Source organism: Mesorhizobium sp. M7A.F.Ca.CA.002.05.1.1 (genome assembly GCF_003998335.1).
Lineage (GTDB): Bacteria > Pseudomonadota > Alphaproteobacteria > Rhizobiales > Rhizobiaceae > Mesorhizobium.
The window spans coordinates 1-3,937 of record NZ_RZQI01000581.1 but is presented as its reverse complement, the minus strand read 5'-3'; the positions used below and the strand labels follow the sequence as shown (position 1 = coordinate 3,937).

Sequence of the window (3,937 nt, the reverse complement as noted above, 5' to 3'; positions counted from 1 at the left end):
CAGGTCCTGAATGACGGCAAGCGCATATGGTCTTCCTCCGGGTGAGGGCTGATCGGAATTGATAGCCTTTGGAAACGCACAGGCAGTCACGCCGCCGGCGGGGCGCAAGTTTCGCCGATCACAGGAACGTGATGCCGAAAGCGGCTTGAACGAAAAAGCCCCGCGCGAGGCGGGGCTTTGAAGGATGGAGAAAGCGCTGCGCCTTCTATTCGGCCGGTGATGGTTTCTTTCGGAACAGCGCGACCAGATTGTCCCACAGCTCGATCTTGGCGCCCTGGCGCTTCATGATGATGCCTTGCTGCAGGATCGACAGCGTGTTGTTCCAGGCCCAGTAGATGACCAGGCCGGCCGGGAAACCCGCCATCATGAAGGTAAAGATGACAGGCATCCAGGTGAAGATCGCCGCCTGCGTCGGGTCCGGCGGCGTCGGGTTCATGCGCATCTGCAGGAACATGGTGACGCCCATGATCAGCGGCCATACGCCGATCATCAGCATATGCGGCAGCGTGATCGGAATGAGGCCGAACAGGTTGAACAGCGATGTCGGATCGGGCGCGGCCAGATCCTGGATCCAGCCGAAGAACGGCGCATGACGCATCTCGATGGTGATGTAGAGCACCTTGTAGAGCGCGAAGAACACCGGGATCTGCAGCGCCACCGGCCAGCAGCCGGCGATCGGATTGATCTTCTCGGTCTTGTAGAGCTCCATCATCGCCTGCTGCTGCTTCATCTTGTCGTCCGCGTATTTCTCGCGGATCTCGAGCATTTTCGGCTGCACCTTCTTCATGTTCGCCATCGACGCGTAGGACTTGTTGGCGAGCGGGTAGAAGATGGCCTTGACGATGACGGTGGTGGCGAGGATGGCCAGACCGAAATTGCCGAAGAATTTGTAGAGCGTGTCGATCAGCCAGAACATCGGCTTGGTGATGAAGTGGAACCAGCCCCAGTCGATCAAAAGATCGAACCGCTTGATTTGACGGTCCTCTGCATAGGCGTTGATCTTGCCGACCTCCTTGGCGCCGGCGAAGATCTCGCTCTCCACCGTCGCCGATTGACCCGCGGCAACCGTTATCGGGTCGGTCAGGAAGTCGGACTGATAGCGGTGGCGGCCGTCCTCGAAAAAGGCGTAGCGCGGCTGGAACGGCTGCTTTTCGGTCGGCACCAGCGTCACCGCCCAGTATTTGTCGGTAATGCCCAACCAGCCGTCAGTCGACTTGCCCGGCGTGAACTGCTTGTCCGATTCGATGGACGCGTATTTGTGCTCCTGCAGGCCTTCGGTGCCGGTGAAGCCGATCAGGCCCTCATGCAGCACATAGGTGCTGGCAACGAGCGGCTTGTCGAAGCGGGTGACGCGGCCGTAATTGGACAGCGAGACGGCGGCCGTGCCCGCATTCTGCACCGTGTCGGACACCGTGAACATGTAATCGGTGTCGACGGAGAAGGTGCGCTTGAAGGTCAAGCCCTTGTCGTTCGAATAGGTCAGCGTGACCGGGGTCGTCGGCGTCAGCGTCGCATTGCCGTCGACGGTCCACACAGTCTCCGGACCGGGCACCGCACCGGTCTTGTCGTTGCCGACAAAGCCGATCTCGGCATAATAGCCATTGGGCAGTGCCGCCGGGTTGAGCAGGCTGATCTCGGGCGAGTTCTTGTCGACCGTCTCGGTGTAGTGCTTGAGCTTGAGGTCGTCGAGGCGGGCGCCGGTCAGGTTGATCGAACCCTCGAGGCTCGGCGTGTCGATCTTCGCGCGGGTCGTCGTGGCGAGCGCCTGTTCGCGGCCGGCCGGCGTCACGGCGTCGGTACCCGGTGCATTCGGAATGGCGCCAGGTGCGGCGGGCGTTCCGGTGTCGGTACCGGCGGCCTTCTTCTGCTCCTCGATGCGCTGCTGTTCGACGCGGGCCGCCTCGCGCTGGGCTTCGCTGCGCGGCAACACGTAAAAATATTGCCATACCGCAAGGATCAGCACCGACAGCGCGATGGTGATGAAGAAGTTCCGGTTGTTTTCCATCGAAAGCCCTTGGCCTATCGTGTTCCGCGCAGTCGGCGGGAGAGTTCGGCCTTCAACTGGCCGAACGGAGTGGTAAGCACGTCTTCGCGCCCGACGATGACATAATCATTGCCAGGCGCCATGTCACTTGCAGCATGCGTACGGATGGCTTCTCGCAGCCGCCGCCGGACACGGTTGCGGACAACCGCATTGCCGACCTTCTTGGTGACGGTGTAGCCGACGCGCGGCGACAGGCCGTCGCCGCGGTCGAGAACTTCAACGAGAAAAAGCCGCCCGCGTCGTTTTTCACCACGACGGACAGCCAGGAATTCCGCGCGCTTCAGAAGCCGCTTGGGATTTGGTCCCACTGGCTTGCCGGTTGCGGGCAACGATCTCGTCTTCCGTTCAGGCGCTGAGCCGCTTGCGGCCGCGGTTGCGGCGAGCTGCGACGACGCCGCGACCACCCTTGGTGGCCATGCGGGCACGGAAGCCGTGCCGACGTTTGCGGACGAGTTTAGACGGTTGGTAGGTACGCTTCATTTGTTTTAATACCGCGGGGTGCGGCCCTTCTTGATTCTGTCACTGTGTAACAGGAGCTTTGCCGGGCCGGCTTTGGCGCGATCGAAACCGCGCCGGGACGAATGGCCCGAGCGTGTGCGGGCTTATAGAAAGAAGGCTTTTGGAAGTCAATCCGGAGTCGTAGGGCGCAATCCGGCTCCGTTCAGACCGGTTTATGTTTGCGACCAAGGATGAAATTGGCAAAAAAGCCGTAATCGCCTAATCTGCGTTGATCAAGTGATCGTGAAGACATTAGCCGCATGAGCGAAACCATACAGGCACAGGAAGGGATCGGCACGGTGGCGTCCACCGAGGCGCCAGCGGCCGTGCGCACGGTGCCGCTGTCGCGCGGCCTGTCGACCAAGCTGCTGCTGCTGACCATCGTCTTCGTGCTTCTGGCCGAAGTGCTGATCTTCCTGCCCTGGATCGCCAGCTACCGGCTGAACTGGCTTAAGGAACGGCTGAGCACGGCGGCTGCGGTGTCGATCGTGCTGGTGCAGGGTGAGCCCGCCTCGCTGTCGCGCACGGCCCAGAACGACGTGCTGATGGCGATCGGCGCCAAGGCGATCGCGGTGCGCGACGGCGGCGTCTCGCGGCTGCTGGTGGTGGCCGAAATGCCGCCGAAGGTCGACGCGCACATCGATATCGCCTCGATCGGCATGATCAAGGGCATGACCGGCGCGCTCGACACGTTGTTTTTCGGCGGCGACCGGATGCTGCGCGTCTTCGGTCCGGTCGGTGACTCGGACAAGGAGTTCGAGCTGATCATGCCCGACAACAGCCTGCGCAATGCGATGCTGCGCTATTCGCGCAACGTCGCCTTCGTCTCGCTGCTGATCTCGCTGTTCACCGCCATGCTGGTCTACGCCGCCATCGACCTGATCATGATCGGGCCGATCCGGACGATGACGCGCTCGATGCTGTCCTTCTCCGAGGCGCCCGACGATCCCGGACGGATCATCCATCCGGCTGCCCGCGCCGACGAGATCGGCGTTGCCGAGCGCGAGCTGTCGCAAATGCAGGAGCGGCTGCAAAAAATGCTCTCCGAGCAGAAGCATCTTGCCGACCTCGGCCTTGCCGTCTCCAAGATCAACCATGACATGCGCAACATCCTGGCCTCGGCGCAGCTGATGTCGGACCGCCTGCGCCAGGTCAAGGATCCGACCGTGCAGGCCTTCGCGCCGAAACTGCTGCGCGCACTCGACCGTGCCGTGTCCTATTCCGAAGGCGTGCTTCACTACGGCCGCACGCAGGAGCCGCCGCCCGCGCGCCGCCGGCTCCGGCTGCGGCAGCTGGTCGAGGACGTGCAAGGCCTGCTCGACATCGAGCAAGGCATCGAGTTCGTCAATTCGGTCGAGCCGGCCTTCGAGGTCGATGCCGATTCCGACCAGCTGT

General features: G+C 62.3%; 4 protein-coding genes. 1 reads left to right on the top strand and 3 read right to left on the bottom strand.

Annotated elements, in window-relative coordinates; genetic code table 11:
- Positions 1 to 205: 205 nt before the first annotated feature.
- The 3 genes from yidC to rpmH are packed head-to-tail and all read right to left on the bottom strand — an operon-like array spanning position 206 to position 2,524.
- Positions 206 to 2,005 carry a membrane protein insertase YidC gene (gene yidC / locus EN939_RS24405; protein ID WP_127270245.1) on the bottom strand — a complete coding sequence of 600 codons (1,800 nt, stop codon included), beginning with the start codon at positions 2,003 to 2,005 and terminating at the stop codon, positions 206 to 208.
- Between the two features lie 14 nt (positions 2,006 to 2,019).
- A complete protein-coding gene (rnpA, locus tag EN939_RS24400; protein WP_127270243.1) occupies positions 2,020 to 2,373 on the bottom strand; it encodes a ribonuclease P protein component in 354 nt (117 codons plus the stop codon).
- Between the two features lie 16 nt (positions 2,374 to 2,389).
- A complete protein-coding gene (gene rpmH / locus EN939_RS24395; RefSeq protein ID WP_008833937.1) occupies positions 2,390 to 2,524 on the bottom strand; it encodes a 50S ribosomal protein L34 in 135 nt (44 codons plus the stop codon).
- Positions 2,525 to 2,802: 278 nt separating this feature from the next.
- Here rpmH and EN939_RS24385 point away from each other — a divergent pair.
- Positions 2,803 to 3,937 (top strand): sensor histidine kinase (locus tag EN939_RS24385; protein WP_245473158.1); only part of this gene is annotated, 1,135 nt, incomplete at its 3' end.